Annotated in this window: 28 protein-coding genes; 3 read left to right on the forward strand and 25 right to left on the reverse strand. The window is 66.5% G+C overall.

What is annotated here, in order from left to right:
• Positions 1-54: 54 nt before the first annotated feature.
• A complete protein-coding gene (locus QX204_RS15770) occupies positions 55-582 on the forward strand; it encodes a hypothetical protein (RefSeq protein ID WP_301907632.1) in 528 nt (175 codons plus the stop codon).
• A gap of 142 nt (positions 583-724) precedes the next feature.
• Here QX204_RS15770 and QX204_RS15775 read toward each other — a convergent pair whose 3' ends face one another.
• The 6 genes from QX204_RS15775 to QX204_RS15800 form a co-directional block, all read right to left on the reverse strand.
• Entirely contained in the window at positions 725-1,534 is an 810-nt protein-coding gene (locus tag QX204_RS15775; protein WP_301907633.1) for an SAM-dependent methyltransferase, read from the reverse strand.
• A 438-nt stretch (positions 1,535-1,972) separates the two neighbouring features.
• Positions 1,973-2,185, reverse strand: coding sequence for a DUF2283 domain-containing protein (locus QX204_RS15780; RefSeq protein WP_301907634.1), 213 nt, complete (start codon positions 2,183-2,185; stop codon positions 1,973-1,975).
• Positions 2,186-2,226: 41 nt separating this feature from the next.
• Complete coding sequence (locus QX204_RS15785) at positions 2,227-2,592, reverse strand: hypothetical protein (RefSeq protein ID WP_301907635.1); 366 nt, start codon at positions 2,590-2,592, stop codon at positions 2,227-2,229.
• Positions 2,593-2,723: 131 nt separating this feature from the next.
• The gene (locus tag QX204_RS15790) at positions 2,724-3,131 is read right to left on the reverse strand and encodes a DNA-directed RNA polymerase subunit beta (RefSeq protein ID WP_301907636.1); all 408 of its coding nucleotides are present in this window, start codon (positions 3,129-3,131) and stop codon (positions 2,724-2,726) included.
• A 62-nt stretch (positions 3,132-3,193) separates the two neighbouring features.
• A complete protein-coding gene (locus QX204_RS15795; RefSeq protein WP_301907637.1) occupies positions 3,194-3,367 on the reverse strand; it encodes a hypothetical protein in 174 nt (57 codons plus the stop codon).
• Entirely contained in the window at positions 3,364-3,579 is a 216-nt protein-coding gene (locus QX204_RS15800; RefSeq protein ID WP_301907638.1) for a helix-turn-helix domain-containing protein, read from the reverse strand. The genes QX204_RS15795 and QX204_RS15800 overlap by 4 nt, the downstream gene beginning before the upstream one ends.
• A gap of 311 nt (positions 3,580-3,890) precedes the next feature.
• Between QX204_RS15800 and QX204_RS15805 the strand changes: the two genes are divergently transcribed.
• Entirely contained in the window at positions 3,891-5,213 is a 1,323-nt protein-coding gene (locus tag QX204_RS15805) for a helix-turn-helix transcriptional regulator (RefSeq protein ID WP_301907639.1), read from the forward strand.
• Here QX204_RS15805 and QX204_RS15810 read toward each other — a convergent pair.
• Entirely contained in the window at positions 5,200-5,925 is a 726-nt protein-coding gene (locus QX204_RS15810; RefSeq protein WP_301907640.1) for an HAD family hydrolase, read from the reverse strand. The genes QX204_RS15805 and QX204_RS15810 overlap by 14 nt on opposite strands.
• Before the next feature lie 266 nt (positions 5,926-6,191).
• Complete coding sequence (locus QX204_RS15815) at positions 6,192-6,680, reverse strand: HAD family hydrolase (RefSeq protein ID WP_367620195.1); 489 nt, start codon at positions 6,678-6,680, stop codon at positions 6,192-6,194.
• A 660-nt stretch (positions 6,681-7,340) separates the two neighbouring features.
• On the opposite strand from QX204_RS15815, the gene QX204_RS15820 reads away from it, so the two are divergent.
• Positions 7,341-7,787, forward strand: coding sequence for a MarR family winged helix-turn-helix transcriptional regulator (locus QX204_RS15820; protein ID WP_301907641.1), 447 nt, complete (start codon positions 7,341-7,343; stop codon positions 7,785-7,787).
• 43 nt (positions 7,788-7,830) lie between these two features.
• Here the strand turns inward: QX204_RS15820 and QX204_RS15825 are convergent, their stop codons facing one another.
• The 17 genes from QX204_RS15825 to QX204_RS15905 all read right to left on the reverse strand — a co-directional run bounded on the left by QX204_RS15825 (position 7,831) and on the right by QX204_RS15905 (position 23,673).
• The gene (locus QX204_RS15825) at positions 7,831-8,700 is read right to left on the reverse strand and encodes an alpha/beta fold hydrolase (protein ID WP_301907642.1); all 870 of its coding nucleotides are present in this window, start codon (positions 8,698-8,700) and stop codon (positions 7,831-7,833) included.
• Positions 8,701-8,765: 65 nt separating this feature from the next.
• The gene (locus tag QX204_RS15830) at positions 8,766-9,401 is read right to left on the reverse strand and encodes a hypothetical protein (protein WP_301907643.1); all 636 of its coding nucleotides are present in this window, start codon (positions 9,399-9,401) and stop codon (positions 8,766-8,768) included.
• 60 nt (positions 9,402-9,461) lie between these two features.
• Positions 9,462-10,175, reverse strand: coding sequence for a DUF6390 family protein (locus tag QX204_RS15835; protein WP_301907644.1), 714 nt, complete (start codon positions 10,173-10,175; stop codon positions 9,462-9,464).
• A 29-nt stretch (positions 10,176-10,204) separates the two neighbouring features.
• Complete coding sequence (gene hypE / locus QX204_RS15840; RefSeq protein WP_301907645.1) at positions 10,205-11,278, reverse strand: hydrogenase expression/formation protein HypE; 1,074 nt, start codon at positions 11,276-11,278, stop codon at positions 10,205-10,207.
• Positions 11,271-12,383, reverse strand: coding sequence for a hydrogenase formation protein HypD (gene hypD / locus QX204_RS15845; protein ID WP_301907646.1), 1,113 nt, complete (start codon positions 12,381-12,383; stop codon positions 11,271-11,273). Before hypD ends, hypE begins: the two co-directional genes overlap by 8 nt.
• Positions 12,380-12,724, reverse strand: coding sequence for a HypC/HybG/HupF family hydrogenase formation chaperone (locus tag QX204_RS15850; protein WP_063002942.1), 345 nt, complete (start codon positions 12,722-12,724; stop codon positions 12,380-12,382). The genes hypD and QX204_RS15850 overlap by 4 nt, the downstream gene beginning before the upstream one ends.
• Positions 12,725-12,741: 17 nt before the next feature.
• The gene (hypF, locus tag QX204_RS15855; RefSeq protein WP_301907647.1) at positions 12,742-15,132 is read right to left on the reverse strand and encodes a carbamoyltransferase HypF; all 2,391 of its coding nucleotides are present in this window, start codon (positions 15,130-15,132) and stop codon (positions 12,742-12,744) included.
• On the reverse strand, positions 15,129-15,371 hold the full coding sequence (locus QX204_RS15860; protein WP_056808975.1) for a HypC/HybG/HupF family hydrogenase formation chaperone: 243 nt from the start codon (positions 15,369-15,371) through the stop codon (positions 15,129-15,131). The genes hypF and QX204_RS15860 overlap by 4 nt, the downstream gene beginning before the upstream one ends.
• 3 nt (positions 15,372-15,374) lie before the next feature.
• Entirely contained in the window at positions 15,375-15,917 is a 543-nt protein-coding gene (locus QX204_RS15865; RefSeq protein WP_301907648.1) for a hydrogenase maturation protease, read from the reverse strand.
• Between the two features lie 136 nt (positions 15,918-16,053).
• Complete coding sequence (locus tag QX204_RS15870; protein ID WP_301907649.1) at positions 16,054-17,388, reverse strand: hypothetical protein; 1,335 nt, start codon at positions 17,386-17,388, stop codon at positions 16,054-16,056.
• Positions 17,385-18,032 carry a DUF6084 family protein gene (locus tag QX204_RS15875; protein WP_301907650.1) on the reverse strand — a complete coding sequence of 216 codons (648 nt, stop codon included), beginning with the start codon at positions 18,030-18,032 and terminating at the stop codon, positions 17,385-17,387. The genes QX204_RS15870 and QX204_RS15875 overlap by 4 nt, the downstream gene beginning before the upstream one ends.
• The gene (locus QX204_RS15880; protein WP_301907651.1) at positions 18,032-18,664 is read right to left on the reverse strand and encodes a DUF5947 family protein; all 633 of its coding nucleotides are present in this window, start codon (positions 18,662-18,664) and stop codon (positions 18,032-18,034) included. The genes QX204_RS15875 and QX204_RS15880 overlap by 1 nt, the downstream gene beginning before the upstream one ends.
• A complete protein-coding gene (locus QX204_RS15885; RefSeq protein ID WP_301907652.1) occupies positions 18,661-19,590 on the reverse strand; it encodes a NifU family protein in 930 nt (309 codons plus the stop codon). The genes QX204_RS15880 and QX204_RS15885 overlap by 4 nt, the downstream gene beginning before the upstream one ends.
• A gap of 5 nt (positions 19,591-19,595) precedes the next feature.
• Entirely contained in the window at positions 19,596-21,392 is a 1,797-nt protein-coding gene (locus tag QX204_RS15890) for a nickel-dependent hydrogenase large subunit (RefSeq protein ID WP_301907653.1), read from the reverse strand.
• Positions 21,393-21,404: 12 nt separating this feature from the next.
• Positions 21,405-22,460 carry an NADH-quinone oxidoreductase subunit B family protein gene (locus QX204_RS15895; RefSeq protein WP_301907654.1) on the reverse strand — a complete coding sequence of 352 codons (1,056 nt, stop codon included), beginning with the start codon at positions 22,458-22,460 and terminating at the stop codon, positions 21,405-21,407.
• Between the two features lie 71 nt (positions 22,461-22,531).
• Positions 22,532-23,341 (reverse strand): hydrogenase nickel incorporation protein HypB, encoded by an 810-nt coding sequence (hypB, locus tag QX204_RS15900; RefSeq protein ID WP_301907655.1) that lies wholly within the window; start codon positions 23,339-23,341, stop codon positions 22,532-22,534.
• Positions 23,299-23,673, reverse strand: a complete 375-nt coding sequence (locus QX204_RS15905; protein WP_301907656.1) for a hydrogenase maturation nickel metallochaperone HypA/HybF — start codon at positions 23,671-23,673, stop codon at positions 23,299-23,301. Before QX204_RS15905 ends, hypB begins: the two co-directional genes overlap by 43 nt.
• Positions 23,674-23,751 lie beyond the last annotated feature (78 nt).

Genomic DNA, 23,751 nt, shown 5'->3' on the forward strand with positions numbered 1-23,751 from the left:
AGCTCCGGGTCGGGACCTGATGTGCCCGGACCACCCCGACGAGAACATTGGAGAATGGAAACCGTTGGTAATCAGACCATTTCAGTATCCGTTCGACGTCGCGGGATCGCCGCATTCGCGTCGGTCGTCGCGGTAGCCGGCACGCTCGGACCCTCGGCGGGAGTCGCGTCCGCCGACGCCGCGGGTAGCTGCTTGTGGGCGGACACCTCGTACACGCAGGGAGCCACCGTCGGCGCCGGCGGCTGGACTTTCACCTGCGACCGATCGCTCACCGGGGACGCGCACTGGAACCGCGCGGTGTCGGGGAGTCCGACGAGCAGCGTCACCAACCCGGGTGCCGCCACCGGCCCCACCGGCCGTTTCAGTGCGGGCGCCATCCAGCCGGGCACCAGCTACAACGACTATTGCGTGGGCGATCAGCTCGTCAGCGGTCGTGATTCCGTCTACGAAGCCGTGCCCGACGGCCACGGCCTGCGCTGGCATCCGGCGGGTTCGATCACACAGTGGCGTTTCGATCAGGGCGACGGCACCGCCCCGGCCGCACGGTCCGTGAGCGAGTGCCGGGCGACTCCTCAATACTGAGTCCGACCCACCCACCGCACTTGCAGCGCTGATGTGATCCAGCGTCGACTTCGCCGATTACGTACCGTCAACCCGCTGAATTCGCGGCGGAGAGCGAACGACAAGATGGCTACTGCGGTCACGGCGGGGTGGGCGGTCACCGCTAAAGCCGGCCCACTGCGGCATAAGCACTCAGATCCCACGCCGTGCGGTGCTCTGGCGTGGCGAAGAGCGCGCGTACCTCGTCGCCGCTGACGGAGATGGGCGGCCACTGGTGTGGGGCGACCAAGCCTGGCGTGACGAGTCGGTACCCGGTGAGCATGGCCGTGATCTCTTCGCGTCCGCGTGGATGGTAGGCGATGCCCGCAGCGCGCAAAGCTTGCGCGGCTGAGTGGATCTGGTGGCCGTACACCTCATCGGTGATGTGGGTGAACACGATCCAGGTCCCGACCGAAAGACGGTCGGTCAGCGCCGCGAACACGGCGGGAGCGTCGATGATCAGTTCTGCGGTGCCCGACACGCACACCGCGATCGGTCTGGCCGTGTCCATCACGGCACTGATATCGCCGAGGACGGTCGCGGTATCAGTGATGTCGGTATCGGTGAAGAACCGGTTCGGTCCAGCCAGCAACGCACGGCCGTAGGCGGCGACCACGGGGTCGCTGTCGATGTAGAGGATCCTGGTGGTGCCGCTCCGGTGTCCGGCGATGTCATGGATGTTCGGGGTGTGCGGGTAGCCGCAGCCGAGTTCGACGAACTGGGAAACGCCGTGATGGTCGATCAGGTACTCGACCGCGCGCAGGGCGAAACGACGGGATTCGGTGATCGCGAGCGTGATCTTGTTTGTTGCCAGAGTGGCGGCTAGCGCCTGGTCAGGAGTGTAGTGGTCTTTCCCGCCGAGTATCGCGTTGTGGAGGCGTGCGGGGGTGGGCCGGTACGGGTCGATCAGTGCGGACGGGTCGGTGGTGGTCATTGCGGGCTCCTGCCGCGTCTAGCGTCGACGATTGTGACTGCTGTTGTGGTGCAGCAGGATTGAATGGGCATGCGAGCAGCACGAGGGGATCGCGTGAAGGCACGAGTAATCGCGCCACCCCGAACGGCACCGCCACGAGCGCGGGTCGGTCGAGGTGGCGTCGCCGTAGTTGGTGCGGGCTCAGTTGGTGGTGTCGGCGGCTGACGTCCGGTTCACGATGAAGCGGGCGTCGGCGCCACAGGGCACCTAGAACGCGAGCAGATCAAGGGTCTGTCCGGCCGATGCGATTTCACCCATACCCTGGTTTCGAGCGGCCGACGACGGCCTCGGCGTCGACCGTTGTCGAATTGTTGATGGCTCAATTTGTTGCGAAGCAACGGATTCGAAATCGCGGAAAGTGACGTGATCTCCACTTGATCGCGGCGATCACGTCCGCGATCAGCCGAGCTGCTCGGCTGCGCTGAGTGCCTCGGCGGGGATGATCGCTCGTGCGCCGATGATCTCGATTCCGAGCAGTAGATCATCGGCACTGAAGTCCAGGACGACATCTACCCCTTGCACAGTGACGGTCTGCTGCCGCACAGCTTCCCCCGGTCCGATACTGCCCTTGAGGTAGATCATCGCAGCGTTCGCTTCCGCGTCATAGGTCATCCGCACGAGTACGACTCCTGTCGTGTTGGTTCCACTGTTGTTTAGTTCCATCCTGTCGACACGACAGCGCAGCTTCCTTTCAAGACAACCCATACTTTGTCCCCGACGTACTTGATCGTGTCCTCGCCTTTGCGCTTGTACCGCTTACCGGTGCGGTTGGCCTGGGCGATGGCTTGGTCCATCATGTCTTCGGATATGCCGCGTGACTGCGCTTGCTGGCGACCGTGGTTGGTAAAACTGGCCGCGCTGCTGCACAGTGCGACGAACGACAGATCCTCGCGAACGACTGCCACAGCCGGTGCGCCCGTACCGCTCGACCACGGACTCGCCTGGACGGGCGCGACGGTGACAACTAGGGCACCTGCCGCCGCGATGACGGCGGTCACGGCACGCTTGATGGTGTGCATTGCTTCTCCCCATGTTCCTCCACACCAACGGCGCCGAAGTCCCTTCAACGACTTAGACGTCGCGAAGGTGTATTCGGTTCCCTTGCAGTGGATATCGGGTTCGTCGGGACGCGGTGAGCGACCGCCATCATTCACCGGGAGCTCGACTGTGGCAGGCAGTCTCGGACGCATTCGAGAATGACAGCCCCCGATGGCCGGAACTTGCTGATGGCCGGAGATACCCAGGTGCGGACCATCAACGTGTCCGGCGCTGGGGACGGTAGGGCGATGTCGCCGTCTCGGATCACTACGACCCGCGCTTGCCACAACCGAGCCACGTCGGCCGGGTCTCCGATCGGCCGGATATCGGAGCGCACCAGAAACGTCCACATGCGGGCGCGCGGGTGGCCGATGATCGGCAATGGTGCGAGGCCACGAAAGTCGAGTGTGGATTTGACCCGCTGGGCGAGGTCGGTGGGCATCATCACCGCACCGACGAACCCTGCCTGCATCGTGATCCGGCCCGTCGCCGGGTCGATCACGGTGGGCAGCGAACACACGCGACGATAGAACTCGCAGCGTGACCGCGGGGTTTCTGCATAGGCAGGTGGTCTGGCCTGAGTCATCGGCTCTCCCCGGGCAACTCGGTCACAGGGGTACGGGGGCTGCTCACGTCGACCATGGCTGAAGCGGGCACACTTGTGAGCCAACCGGCTTCGCGCATAGCCTCGAGCATGGTGACGAGTTCGTTGATCGACGGCCGTGGCACGGGCGTGGCGGGGGTGAGGTAGCTCATCGCGCACTCTGCCTTTCGGGCCGACGCTGCCCGGCCGCAATCTGCCACTCGGCCTGCCTGTTCTGGAAGGCATCGCCGTTGCGGCGCAACGCATGCAGGGCGCGCACCACACGCCACGGCGATACGTTCAGGTTGCGAGCGATCGTGTCGGCGGTAAGTAGTCCACCGGGTCGGAGGATGGCGAGAACCTCGGCATCCAGTGTGGTTGTCATCGGGCCACCTCAGTTGACGCAGTAATCTGGCGGCAATGCTCGGCTACGGCAACCTCACGAATGCGGTGATCGGTCGGTCTCTTGGGAGCCCCACCGGTGGGGCGCGCCGGGGCAGCTTCCTCTAGGTGCACGCCGCGTCGGGCAGTAGTTGCCATCGTTCGGTCTCCGCTCGATCCGGGCCGGGTGGTTCCGTTACCCACATCTAGGAAACGGGCTACCTACACTGGCCGGAAAGGTGGCAAATGGTGAGGCAAGCGATTTGCCATAGCTGCGCGGTAGGCCCGAACCGACCCGCAAGTGGAGGGGCACTTATGACAGATCCGACGACCGAGTCCGAGCAAACGCCGGGTGACATCGCGAATCATCTTGCGCGGGAGATCAAACGCCGACGCCTCGATGCGGGGTTCAGCCAGCGCGGACTGGCCGCCGCGACCGGCTACACACGTCAGTACGTCTCAATGGCGGAGTGGGAAGACGCCAATCTGCCGTCTCAGGAACTGATCGCCGCGATCGACACCGCAGTCGGCGCGAAGGGCGACCTCGTTGCCATCCACGCCGAAGTTAAACGCACTAGACACCGATCCCGCCAACGTTCGAATCCGGTGGTCGCCGAGCCACAAACCGGTTCGGCCGCATTGCCGGTCCTCGCTTCTTCCGAGTTGGGTCCGGACCGAGCGTTCGATTCCGGTTCGCCCACATCGCTGATGCGATCGCACGCTGTATCGGAAAGGTCCATCAGCAGTTTCGCGGCCGTCACCGATCTACTGGCTGGGCAGCGTCAAAGCATCGCCCCTGATGCCCTGATCGGACCGATCGAAGCTCATCGAGACGCGGTAGCCGCCCTGTTCCGTGCTGCGATAGACGATCGAAGCAAGCAGCGCGCGGGGGCGCTTCTAGGGGAAACATCGGTTGTGGCGAGCCGGGTTTGGAGCGCCATCGGTGACAGGTCGATGGCTCTCACACATTGCGCATTCGCCCGAAAGCTCGCAGACCAGTTGCAGGACAAAACAATGGGTGGGATAGCGCGCATATTCGAAAGCAACCTGCGATCCGATGCTGCAACGTTGATCAGCTCGGACGGTGATGTGGTTATCGGGCTCCGAATACTGAAGGAGGCCGACAACGTCTCCGATTTTCTACCGCCCGCCGCGCGAGCACGGATCGGGGCTGAGCAGGCGCAAGCCTATGCAGTGCTGGAACTGCGGGAGGAATGCGAGGAGGCGCTGGTTCGTGCCCAACGTGCCGCCGAGGATATTGATGAGAACGATCGTGCGGGGTTGTTCAACGACTGGAACACCACTCGCATTCAGGTCTATGTCGGCACGTGCCAACTCCTCCTCGGCCAACCGAAGCGCGCGATCGCGGCACTCACCGAAGCGTTGAACACACCTGAGGGGAACAGCCCTAACGTCGATCTCGCCACGCGAGTAGACCTCGCCAGCGCCTACGTGCTGTCCGGCGAACTGGAAGAGGGCTGCCGTCTTCTCGGTGACACCTACGACGCACTGGCGGCCATGGGTAATCATCGCGGCCTCGAGCGTGCGCAAAGAGCAATCGAGCGGATGGCTCCCTGGCACAATGAGCGGCCCGTCCTCGCGATGCGGGAACGGGTCGACAGCATCAACGGCTACTGATCGACCTCAGGGTCGCGCGGATCGCCTGCAAGACCATGTCCGGTTCCAGTCGGTCGACGATCGCATCGGGTGAATGCTCCGACAGCTCTTCGGATGTCAGTCTGTGTGCGACGGCGACGACACCGAATCCCGCGTGACGCGCGGTCGCGATGTCGTTCGGCGCGTCACCGATGATGACTGTTCGTGTCGGGTCGAGCGGATACCCGAACCTTGCTCGGAATCGGTCGGCAACGAAGGCGGGCAGGTCGAACCTGTCTCGCGCATCCGAACCGAAAGCGCCGATGTCCAGGTCGAGATGTGAGTCAAGGCCCGCAACCGCAAGTTTGAATTCGGCTGAGACCCGCAGGTTTCCGGTGAGCGCCGTCTGGACGTACCCGTGTTCCGCCAAAACTGTGATGGTGCGAGCAGCGCCGGGATACGCAGGCTGGTCACGGGCAAGTTCCGCCTCACCTTGTGACATGACATCCATCACGACGGCGGGGTAACGGTTAAATCCGGCTTCCGCCGCCTGTTCAGTGACCCCGGAGGCGATGGCGGTATCGACGACGATCGATTCGTCGGTATAGCCGTGCACGCGCGAAGCGGGGAAGACGACGTCGGACTCGTCAAGGTGGTATGTGCTCGCCACGGCCCGCCGGAGCCAGCGCAAGTCTGCGGGGATCAGTGTTCCGTCGACATCCCAGACAACTAGTCCCGCGTGTGTCTCACCCATACTCACGGATTCTTGCAGACCGTGTTGCCTCCCGCAGCGCGCCTTCAATCACTATGGGTGCTCGTAACTGGGCCTTGGCGAGTGCAGGAGGGCAGACTGATTAGGGCCTTCCGGTCGATCCGTGACCTGCGTCGTGTCCACGATGGGCGCAAAGGTCGAGCGCTGTGGGCCTGTGCTTCGCATTCGGGGTGGCTGCCGGGTGTCGCGTCTCCACCGCGTACGCGTTGATCCCGCGATTCAGCCTCTGGGGAGGATCTGGGGTAAGGCTAGCGCTCAGCCTTCACGATGTCGGGGAGCTCGGACAGGCTGAGGATTCGCCAGTCCGAAAGCTCCTTCACATCCTGCCGATCCTTGTGAATCCAGCCCCATGGCCCGCGCTGGATGTAGGCGGTTCGCATCCCGACCCTCATGGCCGGGGTGATGTCGTTGTCGATGCGGTCACCGACGTAGATGATCTGTTCAGCCGAGCATCCGGCGGCCTCGACAACCTTGTCGAAGAACGCGACATCGGGCTTTGCCACACCCCAATCATCGGAGGTTGCAATGAAGTCGGTCGGCAGATCGAGCCCACGCAGCAGGCCGCCCGCGCGTACGGTCTGGTTCCCGACGATGCCCACCCAGACACCCAACTCGCGGAGGGCCGACAGGGCAGGACGCACATCCGGATAGAGGTCGTCCTCGCCGAACCATTCGGGCTTGCCTGCATCCGCGCGGGCCTGGCGCTGCCGATCAAGATCGAACCCTGGCTTGAACACTTGGAAGGTCTCTCGGTAGTCCAGACCTTGGGGCGATCACCGCGCCGAACACGGAGACGAAGGTATGGCGGGGTACGCCCAACCAGTCCGCCCAGGTGTCGTACTCCCTCGTCTCGTCCACAAGGGTCTCGCCGACATCGAACACAACAGCCTGGATCACCACAGCTCCTACCCCAGCCGAAGACAGCGGGCACCGCTGTGCCGAGACAGTCTAGGGCGCGCGGGATATACACGCGCCCAGCATCAATGACTGTTGATCGACCCGATGGGCGCGCGGATGGCCTGAAAACTCGTGTCCGATTCCAGTCGGTCGACAAATCGTCTTCCCCCACTCCGGCGCGGCGGCGTCGGACGCGCTGTCGCGTGATCCGAGGGCGACACCCGCTGCCACCAAGGCAAATACGGTCGCGCGGCCATCCGACAAAGTACTGATCAGACAGTATGATTTCCGAATCACGTTCACACACAACCGTTCTCGAAGGCACCGAGGAACGTTGCACGCGACGACAGAGGTCGGTCAGGCCGGCTGTTGCCGGGAGCTTTCCGGTGCGCACCACGGCCTCGGGTTCGGTCTCTTCTCAGCAGCGGGCAGCTCAGGAGATGGTCACGACTCTCCCCCGGCGGGGACAGCGGGCACTTTTGTTCGTAAAGTTCATAATTGTGTCATCGAACTCGAATACCGCGGCTGTGGCCGGGGCCCTGTCCTTGCTCGCCATGAGGCTCGATCGCCTACTGCGCCTGCACCACGCCGACTCGCAGATCTCGTTGGTCCAGCGCTCGGCGCTGACCACGCTCGTCCGCGACGGCTCGATGTCGCCGGGTGCGCTCGCCAGCAGAGAACGGGTGCGGCCGCCGTCGATGACGCGGACTGTCAACGCGTTGGCCGAGCTGGAACTGATCATGCGCAGCCCCCATCCGTCCGACGGCAGGCAGGTCGTCGTCTCGGTTACGCGAGCCGGTCAGGCGCTGGTCACCGATGAGGTCTCGGCTCGTGATTCCTGGCTCGCCGGGCAGTTGAGCAAGCTCTCCGACGAGCAGACCCTGCTGCTGCGGCAGGCTCTCGTGATCATCGGCCAAATCGGCGAGACGGAAGCCGTGCCCGGGTGAGCGACTGTATCGAGTCCGCTCCCCCGGCACCGCGCCGCGCGCGTCAGCTCCTCGTGTCGAGAACCTCACGCAGCTTGTGCGCGAAGGCTTCTGGTTGGCCGGGGTAACCGTATTCATCGCCGGCGAAGCCGCCGTGGTGGCTGGGGAATACCGTCGCGGGCTGACCGAGAAGCTCGGCCAGTCGCACCGAGGTGCGGGCGGTGAAGGTGCCCGAGGATTCCTCGCCGACCGCGACCACGATCCGCGTCGGGGCCGCGGCGAGTGCTGCGAGGTCGGGGCGATAACTGCTCACCGCCCAGGACAGGTCCGAAAGCAGCGGGTCTTCGCGCGCGCCGTCGTCTTCGGTCGGCAGGCCGAACAGGGCGGGATCGGGATCGGGATGGTCGAAGTAGTCCTCGGTGAACTCACCCTGCCATGAAGTCATCGCGATGAAGCTCGCCATACCCGCGCCGAAGCCCTTCGCCGAGTAGGCATCTCGAAAACCGGCACGAGCGCGCTCGGCGGCCGCGGCGTCGGGAAGTACCGGGATCAACGGTGGCTCGTGTGCCACCAGTGTCGTCACATCCGTGGGGTAGGCGGTCACGAGCGTGAGCGCCACGACCGCACCGCCACTGCTGGCGAACATCTCGACCGAGTCGACGCCGAGTTCGCCGATGATGTCGTGGACGTCCTGGGCGTGCACCGTCGGCACGTTGTCGAGCCGACCGTCGGTACGGGTGCTGCGGCCCAGACCGCGCGGATCGTAGGTGATCACCGTGCGATCGCGGAAGTACGACGTCAAGGTGGTGAAGCCACTGGCGTCCATCGGGAAGCCGATCAGGAACAGCGGCGGTCGGCCGTCGGTGGTGGGCAGCGGCCCGTGGACGTCATAGGTGAGGTTGCTCTCGGTGGTGGCGAGCGTATGTGTCGTCATGCCAGTACAGACGTCGCCCGGATCCGGAATTCATCGCAGGCGTCCGGGTCCGACGAAGTCCCCGCTCAGCTCCCGGAGAGGACCGCGGCATCGACATACCGTGGCTCACGCGCGATCGCGGCGAAACTCGACTCGCCGCCGACCGATTCCTCCACCTCCGCCAATCGGACGAGCAGATCGAAGTAGCTCGCCTCGGCTGTCCGGAGCTCCGCGATCGTCGCCGTGAGATCGATGTCGGCGGCGAACCGCGCCCCGTCGACACCCACCAGCAGGGTCGCCAGCCACCCCTCCGAATCGGCCGCGAACATCGACCCGCTGGTCTCGGCCCAGAACAACACCGTGCTCGGCGCCACCTCGGAGCTAAACCGCCCCGCCGCGGCGAGCATCACCAGCGCGGTATAGATGTTCGACTCACAGAACCCGAAGTGCATCAGATACGCCTCGAGCGCTCCCTCCCGATAGGTCAGTACATAGGTGAGCCCGCCGGTGTCCTCCCCGAAACAGTCGGCGAAGTACTCCCGTGGCGTCACGCCCTTCTCCGCCTGCCGCCAATCCGGCGACTTCCCGTCCCAGAACCACCGGTCATACATCGCGCCGTGATTCTCGATGGCCTCCGCCCCCGGCGCCGGTGTCTCCAGCCATTGCTCGAATGCCTCCCGCTCCATGGGAATTCGAGCGGCAACGACAAACGTGTCCGACACAATCGGCTCCTCATCGAACTCGACGGCACCCATCGTCACGGGCGTCCTCGCTGAAAACGACTACCGCCGAACGGTACCCGCGGTGTCGGTCAACCGGCGATTGGTCACCCGCAGTTGCCGTGCGGTACTGGTCGCCAGTGCCAGCGCCTGATCGGCATCGAGGCGGCCGCACACACGCTCCCAATGCACGGCGACCCGGTCACCGACCTCGACCTCCAGGTGATCGTCCACCTCGGCGCGCTGCAGTGTCGGACCCGACAACCGCAGCAGCGCACCGTCCAGGACCAATCGCCGACACCGAACGGAAGCAGCGCCGCCGTCACGGGCAACCACGGTCCCCCAGGTGATGCGGCAGCTGTCCAGGATGCGGACCGGGTGCTCGTCGGCGCCACGTCCCAGCAGCCGGGTCCACGGATACACGCCGAAGACGTGGAATCCGTGGTTGGCGGCGGCTTCCTCGGCGAGGTCGGCGTTCAGATACGACCAGTAGTGTCCGGCCATCGGCGCGATGATCGCGAGCAGTTCGGTGGTGAACGCGCCGGCGTCGAGGTCGGCGCCGATTCCGCCACCGAGCCAATAGGACTCGACGAGGCGTCGGTCGAGCGGATCGGCGATGCCGGTCAGACGCGACATCGCCCGCAGGTAGGGCCAGGCCCCGGAGAACTGCCTGGCCAGCGCGCGGATCTCGGCGGCCGAGCCGTTGTGCAGCGCCCGCGCGTCAGCGGGACCGCAGTAGCCGAGCCGGTTCGGCGCGTAGGCGTAGCGGGCGAACATCTCGGTCCCGTCGATGATCGCGCCTCCTGTCAGCAGATCCGTGGCAGTTGTTCTCCGGCGGGCAGATCCACCACCCGGGTGCCGCCGAGGGCGGTGCGAGCGACCACCATGCCCGGATGGTCCTCGACGCACACGCCGATGGCTTCGGCTCGAGCGCCCAGTGGATGGGCCCGCATCGCCGCGAGCACCCGGTCTTCGTCCTCGGGGGCGACGAAGGCGACCAGCTTGCCCTCGTTGGCGACATACATCGGGTCGAGTCCGAGCAGTCCACACGCATCGCGGACCGCGTCGGGCACGGGTAGCTTCCTTTCATCCAGTGCCACCCCGACTTTCGCGACTCCGGCGATCTCGTTGAGCGTGGCAGCGACGCCGCCACGGGTCGGGTCACGCAACACGTGCACATCGGCGCCGGTGGCCAGCATCGCGGCGACCAGACCGTTGAGCGGGGCGGTGTCGCTACAGACGGTGGTGCCGAATTCGAGGCCCTCGCGGCAGCTCATCACCGCGACGCCGTGTACCCCGATGTCACCGCTGACGAGCACGACGTCGCCGGGGCGGGCACGCTGCGGGCGGATGTCGATACCGTCGTCGATGATGCCGATGCCGGCGGTGTTGATGAAGATGCCGTCGCCGTGGCCGGAGTCGACGACCTTGGTGTCGCCGGTGACCAGCTTGACTCCGGCCGCGAGGGCGGCGGTGCCGACAGCCTCGGCGACCCGGGCGATCTCGGCGAGTGCGGTGCCTTCTTCGAGGATGAACGCCGTGGACAGCACCATCGGCCGCGCGCCCGCCATGGACAGGTCGTTGACGGTGCCGTTGACGGCCAGATCCCCGATCGACCCGCCGGGAAAGGCCAGGGGTTTGACGACGAAGGAGTCGGTCGAGAACGCCAACCGCACCCCACCGACGGCGAGCACCGCCGAGTCGCCCATGCCCGCTTCGGCGGCGGAGCCGAACGCGGGCAGGAACAGGTGCTCGATCAGCTCGCCCGACATCGCTCCCCCGCCACCGTGGCCCATCACGATGGTCGGTGAGTCGCGCAGCGGCATCGGGCACACCCAGCTGTCCATGTCGACTCCGGCCGCCACGTTGTCCTCACGCATGAGCCACCTCCGCGGGCAGGTCGAGGCGCCGGTACAGGTAGTAGGCCGCGCAAGCGCCTTCGGAGGAGACCATGGTGGCCCCCAACGGGTTTCGCGGTGTGCACTGCTTGCCGAAGGCGGCGCATTCGTGCGGCTTGATCAGCCCCTGCAGTACCTCGCCGGAACGGCAGATCGAGGACTCCTCGGTATGCAGGTCGGTGACCGCGAACCGGTGCTCGGCATCGTAGGCGCGGTAGCGTTGCGAGAGGCGCCAGCCGCTGTCGGGGATCACGCCGATGCCGCGCCAGGCACGGTCGGTGACCTCGAAGACGTCGGTGAGCATCGTCTTCGCGGCGAGGTTGCCTTCGGCGCGGACCGCACGGGGATAGGCGTTCTCGAGTTGGTGTCTGCCGTTCTCGAGCTGGGTCACGGTGCGCCGGATGCCTTCCAGGATGTCGAGCGGCTCGAAGCCGGTGACCACCATCGGCACTCCGTACTTGTCGGCCAGGGGCGGGTACTCCTCGGTGCCCATGACACTGCAGACGTGCCCGGCAGCCAGGAAGCCCTGGACCCGGCACTTCGGCGATTCCATGATCGCGGCGATGGCGGGTGGGACGAGCACGTGCGAGACCAAGAGCGAGAAGTTCTCGATGCCCAGCTTTTTGGCCTGATAGACGGTCATCGCGTTGGCCGGTGCGGTGGTCTCGAAGCCGATGCCGAAGAAGACCACCTGCCGATCGGGGTTCTGTCTGGCGATGGTCAGCGCGTCCAGTGGTGAGTACACCACGCGCACATCCCCGCCTTCGCTCTTGACCCGGAACAGGTCGCGTTCACTTCCCGGTACCCGGAGCATGTCGCCGAAGGAGCAGAAGATCACCCCGGGCTGGGCGGCGATCTCGAGCGCCTTGTCGATCACCTCGAGCGGGGTGACGCACACGGGGCAGCCGGGGCCGTGGATCATCTCGATCTCGTCGGGCAGCAGTTGGTCGATCCCGTGGCGGATGATCGAATGGGTCTGTCCGCCACAGACTTCCATGATGGCCCACCGCTGGGAGGTGGCCCCGCGGATCTGGTCGAGTAACTTCTTCGCCAGTTCGGGATTGCTGAATTCGTCGAGATACTTCATGACGTCACCTCCGTGTCGTCGCCGGCGCCGGAGTCGGTCGCTGCCGGTTCTGCCGTGGGATCGGGGAGCCCGGATTGTTTGGCGGCGAGGGCGAACCCGTCGCCGAACTCCTCGTTGAGCACGCCGAGGTGCTCGAATTCGGCCAGTGTGCGCAACGCCGATTCCTCGTCGAGGCGCTGGATGGCGAAGCCGACGTGGACCACCACGTAGTCGCCGATCGCCGCGTCCGGAATGTATTCCAGGCACACGTCTTTGTGCACGCCGCCGAAGTCGACGACCGACATCATGGTGCCGTCGCGTTCGTGCAGGCTGAGCACCTTTCCCGGGACTGCCAGGCACATCGCTGCTCTCCTTTCGCTCAACCCGCACCGGCGGCGAGTAGTTGCCCGAACGCGAGGCCACCGTCGTTGGGCGGCAGTCGGCGATGGGTGATGACAGGGAATCCGTTGTCGCGCAGCGTGGTGCGTGCCGCCGAGAGCAGCAACGCGTTCTGGAACACCCCACCCGAGAGCGCGACGGTCGTCGGGCGCGGTGCGAAATCCAGAGCCAGGTCCAGCACCAGCGCCGCCACGGCGTGATGGAAGCGCGCGGCGATCACGGCGGCCGGGACGCCGTGATCGGCGTCGGTGACCACGGCGGCCACGACCGGGGCCGGGTCGATCACCGCCGGGTCGGCGGTGTGGTCGAGGCCGAACCGGTAGGTGCGCGAGCCGGGTTCGGCGGCGCGCGCGAGGGCCTCGAGTTCGATCGCGGCCTGGGCTTCGTAGTCGATGATGTGGCGGACCCCGGCCAGCGAGGACACGGCGTCGAAGAGCCGTCCCATGCTCGACGTCGGGGTACACCCGAAGCCGGAGCCGAATTGGTGTGCCAGCACCGCTCGCTCGTCGGCGGGACAGGCAGCCACCGAGGCGATCGTGTTCGACCAGTCCAGTCCCGCCGACCACAGGTGCGCCAGCGCCATCCGGTAGGGCCGGTACACGCTGACGTCCCCGCCCGCGAGCGGCACGTACTTCAGGTGCGCGAGCCGCCGGTAGCCCTTGTAGCCGACGGCCAGGACTTCACCGCCCCAGATGGCGCCGTCGGGTCCGAATCCGGTGCCGTCGAACGCGATCCCGGTGACGGTGTCCGAGGCGCCGAGTCCGTGTTCGCCCATGACCGCGGCGATGTGGGCGTGATGATGCTGCACCGTGTGCACCGGACGGCCCGCGGCGTGGGTGCGCGCCCAGGTGGTGGAACGGTAGCGCGGGTGCGCGTCGGTGACGAGCTGGGTGGGTCGGACTCCGGTCAGTTCCGCGAGGTGCTCGGCGGCGGAGTCGAAGGCGCGCAGGGTGGCCAGGTCGTCCATGTCGCCGATGTGCTGGCTGAGCCAGGCGTAGCGACCCTCGCCGACCGCGCAGGTGTTCTTGAGGTCCGCGCCGACGGCCAGAGTCGGTGGTACCGGGGCGGGCAAGGTCAGCGGGAGCGGCGCGTAGCCACGCGAGCGGCGCAGCGGCAGTTCGATACCGTCGACGACACGCACCACCGAGTCGTCACAGGGCGTCAGGATGCGCCGGTCGTGCGACAGCCAGCCGTCGGCGAGATGGGCGAGCCGGGTGCGGGCATCGGAGTCGTCGAAGCAGATCGGTTCGCCACCGAGATTGCCGGAGGTCATCACGAGCACCCGGGGAGCGGGCCGGTCACCCGACAAGCCGAACAGCAGCAGGTGCAGCGGTGTATAGGCGAGCATGACGCCCAGATCGGGGTTGCGGGGTGCGACCGAAGGCGCCAGGTCGATGGTGTCGCGGTCGGACACGACGCGCGAGTCGGCGTCGGACGTCGCCATGGCGGGGAGCGCCCTGCGGGCGAGCAGGACGATGGGGCGTTGGGGGCCGGTGAGGAGTACCGCGGCGGTGTCGTCGACCTCCGCGATCGCACGGGCGGTGGCGAGGTCGGCAACCATGACGGCGAAAGGCTTGTCGCCGCGCCGCTTTCGACCCCGCAAGGTAGCCACCGCGCGCTCGTTCGTGGCATCACAGGCGAGGTGGTAACCACCGATGCCTTTGACCGCGAGAATCCCGCCTTCGCGCAACAGGTTTCGCGCCGAGTCCAGTGGCCCATCAGACCCGGCGGTGGGATGCGCGGCGCCGTGGGTACCGGCCGACGAGCCGGCGACCACCGCCGGGCCGGCGGGGCCGAGGTAACCGAGACGGGGGCCGCAGTCCGGGCAGGCGATGGGTTGGGCATGGAAGCGGCGGTCGGTTGGATCGGTGTATTCGGCGGCGCAGTGGGCGCACATCGAGAAGTCGACCATCGACGTGCGGGCTCGGTCGTAGGGCAGTTCGGCGATGATGGTGAACCGGGGGCCGCAGTTGGTGCAGTTGATGAAGGGGTGGCGGTAGCGGCGGTCGGTGGGATCGGCGAGCTCGGCGGCGCAGTCGGCGCAGATCGCGACATCGGGTGAGGCCAGGGTGCGGCCGCCACCGTCGCGGCTGGTGTCGGCGATGCGGAATCCGGTGCCGCCGCGCAGCGCGACGGTGGTCTGCTCGACCGATTCGACGACGGCCAGCGGCGGTGGGTGCTCGCGCAGGCGTCGCGCGAACTCGTCCAGATCGGCAGGGGCGCCTTCGATTTCGATTGCCACCCCAGAGCTGTCGTTGGCCACCGAACCGGACAGGGACAGCTCGGCGGCGGTGGTGTAGACGAAGGGCCGGAAGCCGACGCCCTGAACCACGCCACGAACCACGACGCGGCGACGTTGCCGGGCGGTCACGGCTGTTCACCTCGTCCGAGCAGGTTCAGCCCGGCCAGCGCGGTGGCCGCCCCGGCTTCGTCGGTCTTCTCCACGGCCAGACCCATGTGGATGATCACCCAGTCGCCGGGGCGGACCGGATCCTGCTCCAGCAGACCGATGTTCACCTTCCGGTCCTCGCCGGAGACCGTCACCAGGGCGAGTTGACCGTGGTAGCCGTCGAGGATCTCCACGACCTGTCCGGGGATGCCGAGGCACATGGTTCACCCCTCCGATCGGTTCGACGGCGCGACGGGCCCGTGCGTGTCGGTGACCGGCCGAGGCGGGTCCGCGCTCGACTCGTCCGGATCGGCGACCAGTCGGGCGAGAACCGCTACTACCGCCTCGACGGCAGGATCGACCGCGGCACCTACCGGATCGGACAAGCCGATGCCCTCCTCCACCGAGTCGACCTGGCAACCGACGACGACGGTCGGTGGCAAGGTTCCGCCCAGCGCGCGCACGCTCGCGAACACGGCGTCGGGGTTCATGGCGTGCGCGTCGAGCTGCGCCGCGCCCGCCGGGTCGGGTTCGGCGTGGAAGACCGCGAGGGTGCCGGGCGCGCCGCGATCGGGGACGGCGTCGACGAGTACCAGCGCGTCCCACGGATCGAGCAGGTCGTAGGCCAGGTGCATGCCGCGGATGCCGTAGTCGACCACGCGCACGGTCTCGCCGTGCGGCGGTAGTCGCCGCACCACTTCGGGCCCGAAACCGTCGTCGCCGAGGAAGATGTTGCCGATCCCCGCAACGAGCACCCGCGCCGTCATCTCACATCCGGCGCATCTTCAGGTAGCGCTGGACATCCGGTATCGAACGCACGCCGAGCACCGCGGCGGCGGCTGCCGCCACGACGGCGAGCGCCACCGCGATCATTCCTATCGTGGCCATGATTGACCTCTCTTCTCATTCTCGTTGGCTGTCGAGCGGTTCGATCTCCTCCGGGGCGAAATACAGGTACCGGCCGTACCATTCGTGCAGTTCAGCGGCGGGGTCGTCCTCGATGACCACGCCGACGTGGGATTGCCCGTCGACGTCGGCGTGCACCGAGACGACCTTGGCGGTGCGGCCGTCGTAGAACAGGTCGTGGGCATCGGCGCGCCGAGACGGATGCAGGCGCACCCGGCTGCCGTTGCGGACCCGAACCGCGCCGACCATGATCGCGTCGGTATCGGGGCGAACAGCGTTGTCGGCCAACGGGTCCCACCAGTCGACGCCGTCGGGCACCTCGGGGATCAGCGTGGCCTGCTCGGCGTGCGGGTTCCGCAGGACACCGTGCAGTTGCCGCAATGCCTCCGGTGTCATCGCGTCGCATCGGTCGATGATCTGCGCCGCCCGCTCGTCGGTCGCGCGGGCTTGGGCCTTCTCGTCGTCGGTCATGGTCATGACGCGCAGGGTGAGGATCTCGTCGATCTCGGTGGAGTCGAACAGCGGTCCCTCGCTCTGCTCGGCGATCTCGGGGTGGTCGTAGAGGATGATGGGCGAGATCAGCACGATGCTGTGGTCGCCGGGCGGGCCGGCCAGCACCGGGAAACACCGGTGCTGGGAGCATCGGGCCACGGCCGCCTCGGCGTCGGGTGGCGGTTCGAGCAGCGAAACGAACTGGCCGCCTTCGGTTTCGGCGATGACGTGGGCGCCGATCAACGAGCGGGCGATGGCGTCGTACTGGTCGGTCGCGGGGGTGCCGGTGTTGCGGAGGGTGAGGCTCAGCCGCAGAAAACGCTCGTCGCGGTCCACGGTCAGCTGGACTTCCGCGTCGAGGTGGGTGCGGTGTCGGACCATCCGTCCGGCCGGTGCGCCGGCGGGGCCGGAGATCGTCTCGTAGTCGGTGCCGGCCGGAATCGTCAGCCGCGCGGTCGAATCGGTCGGCGGCAGCGGACCGATCACCTGTTCGCGCTCGACCGCCTCGTCCCAGCTGATCCACGATCGGCCGTCGGCGACGAGCTCGGCGACCGGTGTGTGCCCGGCATCCTCGACGGTCCGACGCTGCAACTGCAGGAACCGTACGGTCAGCGTGACCGAGGCGGCCTCGTCCGCGTCGAGCAGGCATTGCGCCGACAGTTCCGGGTCCTCGCCGAGTCCGGCCGCGGCCGCTCCGGCGGGGCCGAGGACACCGAACTGCCAGCGCGACTGGTTCTTTCGCGAGTTGGCCCGGTACGGGTACAGCAGGTAGCCCTCGTAGAGCACCGCGTCGGCGACCGCGCGCGCCCTGGCCTGCGACCTGGTCAGCTCGATGCTCATGGGTCCTCCTCGGCGGTGTCGAGCAGGCGCAGTACCGCGTCGTCGAAACCGAGCATCCCGTGGCTGGATTTGTACGCGGCGAGCGCGTCGAGGGTCTCGCGCCGCAGCCGCACCCAGCCCGAGTTCGGGAAGTTCGTGGCCATCATGTCGTCCCAGACCGAGACCGGCATCTCGAACTTGTCCTCCCGGTCCCAGGGAATCTGCTGCACCGCGAAACCGGTCGTGCCCCGGATGAAGACAGTGCCGCTGAACAGGAAGATCAGCGGCACTGTCCCCTCGCGTAGGGCGTGCAGGTATTTGGCGCCGCTCACCTCGAAGTCGTAGGTGCACGGCATCGGCAGGTCCACTTGGGCGCCGCCGTGGAAGCCGGGAACCATGGTGGCGCAGTGCATCCAGAGGAAGGAGCGCTGGGTACCGCGCCAGCGTTCGCGTGGGCCGAACAGGTCGACCAGGCCCGCGCTCTCCTCGTCGGTGTAGCCGCGGCGGTGCGGTTCGATCCGCACCTGCGCGCGCAGGGCGATCGCGTGCACCGGTTCCTCACCGAGCATCGCGATGCCGATGCGGGCCGACAGCGTGGGTGTCGCGGCGTAGGGCTCCGGCGCGATGTCGAGCACCGCGAAGGTCGTCGAGTAGGCCGGGCACATCACACACCACCCGGTCGCGCACGCGCCGACACCGTGGCGAAGAACTCGTCGAGATAGCGGTGTACATCCTGACCACCGTCGAATCCGCGCCACAGCATCCGCATCCGGCCGACGAATTCGTAGCAGGTGTCGATGGGCAGCAGCAGGCAGGCCGCCTCGGCGGTGCCGCGCTCGGGGACCCGGATCATCAGCGCCTCCACATCGGGGACCGCGACAGCGATCTCCGGGTGCCGGTCCAGCAGCGTGCGCCACTGGTCGAGGGGCAGTTCGGATTCGGTGGCGCCCGCCGGTCCCGGATAGAACGCGACGGTGCGGCCCAGTGCCGAGTTGTCGAAGAAGAACGCCAGGCCCACCGGGATCTCGAGGGCGTCCCATTCGCCGTGGCCGATGGTGAAGTCCGGGAAGCGCAGATAGCGGTCGGGCACGGCGCGGTATCGCAGGACCGCGTTCTGGTCGGTGAACAGCAGATAGCAGCCCCGGCACACGCACAACAGTTGGCGCCCTTCGACATTCACCACGTGCTGATGCTCTGCGGCGATGGTCTCGGCGCACATCTCACATCGCTCGCCCGCCGGGACGGCGGGTTTGCGGTCGACGGTGAGGCGCCGCAGCACCCCCAGCCCTGAACTCACCCGGCCACCCCCACCGGCACGGCCACCGAGAGCTCTCCGGCGCGTACCAGCACCGGCAGTGGTTCCAGATGTCCTTCGCCGTCGACTCTGGCACCGGCGTGGACAGCGTCGTAGTGCGCCCGGCAGGTCGGGCAGCGCAGCACTGCCTCACCGACCGGGTAACCCATCCGGCGATGCAATGCCGCGCCGGCGAGCGAGTTGTCGCAGGCCGGACAGTGATCGCGGTAGACGAACAGATCGTCACCGACCCGGCAGGCGAGCACGGTCTGTCCGCCGATGACGAAGCCACCGACCTCGCCCGCACCGAGTTCGCCCAGTTCCGGGACCGCTATCCAGCTCCCGTGCTGCGACTCGACCGGGTGGGCGTCGGCGTGTACCCGGGCGAACAGCGAATCGGCGGAGATCAGCGAATCCGTCGATTCCGGTTGCGCGGCAGCCACTTCGATCGACTCGATCTCCGGCGCGGCGGCGCGCACCGCGTCCTCCACCGCCAGTTCCAGGGTCACCGACGACGAGGGGCAGGTGCGACAACTGCCCGACAGTTCGAGGCGCACGACGCCGTCGACCACGCCGAGCAGTTCCACGTCACCACCGTGGGACCCCAGGTAGGGGCGCACGCTGTCGAGCGCCGCGCGGACCCGGGTGTGCACGTCGTGCGGATGCAGGCCGTGCACGAGCAGCAGACTCGCTATCAGATCGTCGGCGACCAGCCGCTCGCGGACGCCGCTATCGACCAGGTCCAGAACGCGCGCCAGCCCGGCGCCGTAGAGGTCGGCGACCTCGCGCACCAGTTGCTCGGCGCGCTCGCGAGCGACGACGCCACCGGCCGAACTCGCGTCCAGCAGGGTCTCGATCCGGTCGCCTGCGCCGCGCCACCGGTCCGGTTCGATCGCCGCCTCGTCGTGCTCCCCCGGACGATCCGGCATCACCGTTACTCCCCGGTGAGGGTCTGGGTCGGCGAGTGGAGTTTGTCCAGGGACTTGCCGTTGCCGAGGTACATGTGCACACCGCACGGCAGGCAGGGATCGAAGCTGCGCACGGTGCGCATGATGTCGATGCCCTTGAAGTGCTCGCGGTCGTTCTCCTCGAAGATCGGCTGGCCCTGTACCGCGTCCTCGTACGGTCCCGGCGTGCCGAAACTGTCGCGCGGGTTGGCATTCCACGGCGTCGGCGGGTACGGATGGTAGTTCGCGATCTTGCCGTCCCTGATCACCATGTGATGGGACAGGACCCCGCGTACCGCCTCGGTGAACCCGCAGCCGATGCCCTCGTCCGGTACCTCGAAGTGCTCCCACGTCTTGGTCCGTCCCGCCCGGATCTCCACGAGCGCCTGTTCCGCGAAGTGCAGCGCACTGGCCGCGGCGTAGGCCTGGAAGTAGGTGCGGGCGCGGTTGCGTTCGATGGTGTTGCTGCCGAACGCGGGGATCTGCCATTCGAAGCTGACGGGGCCCTTCAGCGCGGTCTTGGGCAGGTTGATCTGCACACTGTGCCCGGTCGACTTCACGTAGCCGATGTCGACGAGCCCGGCCAGCGCCGTCGACCACAGCCGGGCCAGCGGCCCGCCGCCGGTGTCGAGGGCCAGATGGTCGGTGCCGTCGAACCAGCGCGGCGACATCACCCAGCTGTACTTGTCGTCCATGTCGCGCTTCTGCGGCTTGGGGTTGGTGTGCTGGTTCCAGGGGTGACGCCGGTCGACCGGATTACCGAGCGGGTCGGTCTTCACGAAGGTCTCCTGGTCGGTCCAGTCGTCGTAATACGAACTGCCCAAGAGGATTCGGATGCCGAGATTGATGTCCACCAGGGACGTGGTGACCAGTTTTCCGTCGACGACCACGCCGGGGGTGACGAACATCCGCCGACCCCACTCCTCCATGTCCTTGTACTCGAAATTGCACACCTCGGGATCCTGGAACGAGCCCCAGCAACCCAGTAGGGTGCGCCGCAGTCCGACCTGTTCGTAGCCCGGCAGCGCCTCGTAGAAGAAGTCGAAGAGATCGTCGTGCATCGGCACGACCTTCTTCATGAATTCGACGTAGCGCATCAGGCGCGTCATGTAGTCGGTCATCAGCTGGATCGTCGCGACGGTTCCCACACCGCCGGGATACAGCGTCGACGGATGCACGTGCCTGCCCTCCATCAGGCAGAACATCTCTCGGGTGTACCGGCTGACCTGCAGCGCTTCCCGGTAGAACTCGCCGGTGAACGGATTGAGCGCGCGCATGATGTCGGCGATGGAGCGATAACCGTGCTCGGCCGAATGCGGTGCGGTGGTCTTCTCCGCCTGGGCCAGGACACCGGGGTTGGTCTCGGCGACCATCTTCTCGCAGAAATCCACGCCGACCAGGTTCTCCTGGAAGATGTTGTGGTCGAACATGTATTCCGCGGCCTCACCGAGATTGACGATCCACTCGCCCAGGTGCGGCGGTTTCACCCCGTAGGCCATGTTCTGGGTATAGCAGGAACAGGTGGCGTGATTGTCGCCGCAGATACCGCAGATGCGGCTGGTGATGAAATGCGCGTCGCGGGGGTCCTTGCCCCGCATGAAGATCGAGTAACCGCGGAAGATGGATGAGGTGCTGTGACACTCGACCACTTCACGGTTCTCGAAATCGATCTTGGTATAGATTCCCAGGCTGCCGACGATGCGGGTGATCGGGTCCCAGGCCATTTCGACCAGGCTGTCGGGATCGATCCGCTTGTGTGACGGCTCGGGGATGATGGCAGTCATTCCAATCGCCTCCTACCAGGTGCGGGTGGCGCCGGATTCCAGCTTCTCGCCCTTGTGCCGCCAACGCGGCTCCTTGTCCACCGTGCGTCCGGTGATGTGGCGCAGACTGCGGATCACCGACCCGTACAGCCCTGATGCCGTCGAGGAGATCTTGCCGCCGGGCGGCTCGTCCATGAACGGCATGAATTTGTCCGGGAATCCCGGCATGGTGCAGCCGATGCAGATGCCGCCCACGTTCGGGCAGCCACCGACGCCGTTGATCCAGCCCCGTTTGGGGACGTTGCATTTGACCACCGGGCCCCAACATCCCAGTTTCACAATGCATTTCGGGGAGCCGTACTCGTCGGCGAAGTCGCCTTCCTCGTAATAGCCCGCTCGATCACAGCCTTCGTGCACGGTGGCGCCGAACAGCCATTTGGGGCGCAGCGCCTCGTCGAGGGGAATCATCGGGGCCTGTCCGGTGGCCATGTAGAGCAGGTAGGTCAGCGTTTCGGACATGTTGTCCGGATGCACCGGGCAACCGGGCACGCACACGATCGGGATTCCGGCCTTGGATTTCCAGTCCCACCCGAGGTAGTCGGGCACACCCATCGCGCCGGTGGGGTTGCCCGCCATGGCGTGGATGCCGCCGTAGGTGGCACAGGTGCCGACCGCGACCACCGCGGTGGCCTTCGGGGCCAACCGATCGAGCCACTCGCTGGTCGTCATCGGCTGTCCGGTGGCGGGATCGTTGCCGAAACCGCACCAGTAGCCCTCCTCGTGGAGCTGTTCGTTCGGAATGGAACCTTCCACCACGAGTACGAAGGGTTCGAGTTCACCACGGTCGGCTTTGAAGAACCATTCGAGGAAATCGTCGGCGCCACCGGTGGGGCCGCATTCGAAATCGATCAGCGGCCAGTGCACAGCGATCTGCGGGAGCCCGGGGAGCGCGCCGAGCGCGATCTCTTCGATACTGGGCTGGGTCGCGGCGGTCAGCGCGACCGAATCACCGTCACAACTGAGGCCTGCGTTGATCCACAGCACGTGGATCAGGGCCTGTTCTGCTTTGATTGCTTCCTGGGTAGGCATGGGCTGTGCCACTTTCTGAAGCGAGATCGCAGGCTCGCGGGAACCTACGCTGTGATCCTGATCACGTCAGTCTATGTCGCCGGTGAGTGATCCTCAATAGTTGCCGAGCCCTGTCGCCGGAGCCAGTCATACCACTGCGCCATGCCGGAACCGCTGGTCACCGACAGTGGCAGGATCTGCGCGTGCGGGTTGATCCGCGCCACGTATTCTCGGCATTTGTCCAGGTCGAAGTCCACATAGGGCAGCAGGTCGATCTTGTTGACGAGGACCAGCGACGCCGCGGCGAACATGTGCGGATACTTCAGCGGCTTGTCGGTGCCCTCGGTCACCGAGATAACCACGACTTTGCCGCGCTCGCCCAGGTCGAACAATGCCGGACACACCAGGTTGCCGACGTTTTCGACGAACAGCAGCGTGCCGGGAGCGGGATCGAGGGTCTCCAGCGCGCGGTAGGTCATCTCGGCGTCGAGATGACAGCCCGCGCCGGTATTGATCTGGACGACCCGACAGCCTGTCGCCTCGATCCGCTCGGCATCGAGCAGGGTTGCCTGGTCGCCCTCGATCACCGCGATCGGCACCTCGGTGAACTCACGGATCGTGCGTTCGAGCAACGTGGTCTTGCCCGCGCCGGGTGAGCTGGTCATATTCAGCGCCAGGATGTCGCGAGCGGCGAGCCATTCGCGGTTGCGCTGGGCCAACAGGTCATTTTTGGCCAGGACCTTCTGCTCGAGGGTGATGGTCTCGGTCACCGGCAGGTGCACGTGATCGCCGCCGTGACCATGGCCGTGGCCGTGCGGCTCGTGTTCGTGTTCGTGTTCGTGTTCGTGCGGGAGAGTGATCACCGCGGCGTCGTCGTCGCCACATCCACAGGTTGCGCACATTCTCGGCTCACTTCCATCGAGCGGATTCGGAGTTCGTGCCCGGCTCTGATCTCGACATCGGCGCTGCCGCACTCGCACAGGGCGATCGGCTCGAGCACGCTGAACTCGGCGCCACAGCTTCGGCAGGCCGCCAGGCCGGGCACCACGTCGATCTCGAGGCGCGCGCCCTCGGCCAGGGTGTCCTCGGCGGCGAGTTCGAAGCAGAACTGCATCGCCTCCGGAACGACCGCGCACAGCACGCCCACCTCCAGCAGCACACTGTGCACCTGTGCACCCGCCGCGTGTTCGCAGACGGCGTCGATGACACTCTGGGTGATCGCCATTTCGTGCATCGCAGTCTCGGCTCGTCGAGGGATGAACCCACCGCTCAGGTTACTCCTGGGCAACCCACCCACGCGATGGTCGACCGG

Source organism: Nocardia sp. PE-7 (assembly GCF_030486425.1).
Taxonomy (GTDB): Bacteria; Actinomycetota; Actinomycetes; order Mycobacteriales; family Mycobacteriaceae; genus Nocardia; species Nocardia salmonicida_A.